The 1,669-nt window shown below is 61.4% G+C and carries 4 protein-coding genes; 1 reads left to right on the forward strand and 3 read right to left on the reverse strand.

Annotation, left to right across the window (positions count from 1 at the left end; all coding sequences use genetic code 11):
• The 3 genes from FJ471_RS34530 to FJ471_RS34540 all read right to left on the reverse strand — a co-directional run.
• A partial coding sequence (locus FJ471_RS34530) for a hypothetical protein (RefSeq protein ID WP_210242078.1) occupies nucleotides 1-290 on the reverse strand: 290 nt, incomplete at its 3' end.
• Nucleotides 291-298: 8 nt separating this feature from the next.
• The gene (locus FJ471_RS34535; RefSeq protein WP_140811526.1) at nucleotides 299-829 is read right to left on the reverse strand and encodes a hypothetical protein; all 531 of its coding nucleotides are present in this window, start codon (nucleotides 827-829) and stop codon (nucleotides 299-301) included.
• A 12-nt stretch (nucleotides 830-841) separates the two neighbouring features.
• Entirely contained in the window at nucleotides 842-1,354 is a 513-nt protein-coding gene (locus FJ471_RS34540) for a hypothetical protein (RefSeq protein ID WP_140811533.1), read from the reverse strand.
• Between the two features lie 157 nt (nucleotides 1,355-1,511).
• Here FJ471_RS34540 and FJ471_RS34545 point away from each other — a divergent pair.
• On the forward strand, nucleotides 1,512-1,669 hold a 158-nt coding region (locus FJ471_RS34545), incomplete at its 3' end, for a helix-turn-helix domain-containing protein (RefSeq protein ID WP_210242079.1).

Raw genomic sequence — 1,669 nt, forward strand, 5'->3', positions numbered from 1 at the left:
ACCACGCCTGCCAGCATGACATAGCCGGCCCATGCCACTGGGCCGTCCACGCCCGGCAGCATGAGGATGATCGCGGCGAGCGAGAGCAGGAATATCAGTATGCTGCGCAGCTGAAATCCGTAGTGGCTGCGAAGCCATGGCGGCGTATCGCGTCGGAGCAGACCCTGGCACGCCATCACGGCGGCGATCGGCACCGTGACGATGCCGACCGCCATCAGCGCCACGGCGAGCAGGATATAGATGGCAAGGGCTCTGCCGCCCTCGTCATGGTCGCCGGTCCCAGCTTGCAATCCCCGCTTCAGTGTCGGGGCACCTCGGCCCAAAGCTTCTTGGCGAAGCCACGCTTGTCGAGCGCCCACACCGTGCCGCTGACCACCGCCTTTCCGTTCTGGCAAGTGTAGGCATAGAGAGCATCGTGGCCGGTCGACACCATCGGCGGGGTGTCGCCGTTCTTCGCCGTCTTGCAGTATTCGGCTGCGCCGGGATTGTTGCGCTCGGCATTGATCTTGGCGCAGGGCAGATTGGCGCCGATGAAGCAGGTCAGCACCTTGCCGTCCATGCAGCGGTAGTTGGCCTCGGTCTGGAGCTCGGATTCCTCCGGCGCAGACTTGGCGTCGGGGAACAGCTTCTTGAATGCCTTGACCGTGCCGGCATAGAGCCCGTGCGAGTAGGGACGGACCGTGTCGTCGTTCTTCACCTGCCGGCAGAGCTTGTAGAGGTCTTCCGCAGGCGCGGCCTTGGCAGGCGCGGCTGTGCCGGCGGCGAAGGCAAGCAACGCCAATACGGACGAGGCGATGAATCCGAGCGTCGAAAGGCGGAATACAGTCATTTTTTGACCTCCTCAGGAAAACACGCAGGATTTGGCGTCGGCGCCGCAGATGAGGCGCCTGGCAATCTGGATGAGGAACGCCTGCAGCCTGATTGTCACCAGCCAGTAGCCGGCGCCGACGGCGGCGGCCATCATCAGCGGCAGCGCAACGGCGAATGCTTTCGCCGGGCCCGAGGCGGTGGATGCCGGGCTGATATAAACGGCCATGGTGACGAAGGCGCTGACGACATAGAGCCAGATCGATTCGGACCCGACGAGCCGCCGCACGATCTCGATGCCGATGGCGAAGAAAAGCATCAGGTAGACCATGCTCAAAGTGTAGAGCAGGCCGCCCGTCAGGAAAGATTGGTCCACGGATCGGCCGAAGTCTACTGAAGGCCCCGGCACGAACGAGATGAGATAGGCAAGGCCGGCGGCGGCAAAGCCTACCGCATAGGGCACCGAGAGCAGGGCCAGGTAGAAGAACGCGATCGTGGCAACGATGTCGAAGCCGATTTTGGACAGGGTTATCAAGACCGGGCGCATCTGGTCCTCCTTTGCCGTCCGCCACCGGCAGACGATCTTGTCTTAAGCCCCATTGCCCCGTTCGAGTTGGTTTCGTCATTTAGGTAATCAGCTTATCGTCTACGCGTCAACAATTAATTGATTGCCTAATCGACTTCATATCGTGTAGCATTGCCGCATGTCGATCCAATTGATTTTCGAGGCGCTGTCCTCGCCGGTACGTCGCAAGATCCTCGCCTATGTCGCGCATCACGAATTGAGCGCGGGCGAGATCGCCGCGCGTTTCGACATGTCGAAGCCCTCGATCTCGCAGCACCTGCAATTGCTCGAACATTC

Source organism: Mesorhizobium sp. B2-7-1 (genome assembly GCF_006440735.1).
GTDB lineage: Bacteria > Pseudomonadota > Alphaproteobacteria > Rhizobiales > Rhizobiaceae > Mesorhizobium.